Here is a 290-nt window from a genome sequence, read left to right as displayed (position 1 = left end):
TAGCGATGGGTGATCTACCGGATTGGTCTGCCAAAAGAAGTTTTTACCTTAAGATTTCTTAAGATTTCACTTATGCTATTTCTTTGGCGTATAGCGTAGAGTAAGGCATCAGCCTTATCAAAACTTATCATTGTGCTGAATTGGGTGTGTGCAGAATCACTTTCTGTCTTCTCAGGATTAACGTTATCAAATGTTATCATTTGGCTTGTCTGAGTTTTGGTTTTGTAACTTTGAATGCGAAGAATATTTGTTCTGGGAGGCAATGTTTTTCCGATTTCAAATCGGGAAAA

At 37.2% G+C, this 290-nt stretch carries 1 protein-coding gene; it reads right to left on the bottom strand.

Features of this window, described 5'->3' with window-relative positions; translation table 11 throughout:
* Positions 1-14 precede the first annotated feature (14 nt).
* Positions 15-290: hypothetical protein (locus tag PSI23_RS22315; RefSeq protein ID WP_273557081.1), on the bottom strand; the 276-nt coding region annotated here is incomplete at its 5' end.

Origin of the sequence: Xenorhabdus yunnanensis (assembly GCF_028598805.1) — a bacterium.
GTDB classification, from domain to species: domain Bacteria; phylum Pseudomonadota; class Gammaproteobacteria; order Enterobacterales; family Enterobacteriaceae; genus Xenorhabdus; species Xenorhabdus yunnanensis.
This window is presented reverse-complemented; position numbering and strand designations above follow the sequence as displayed.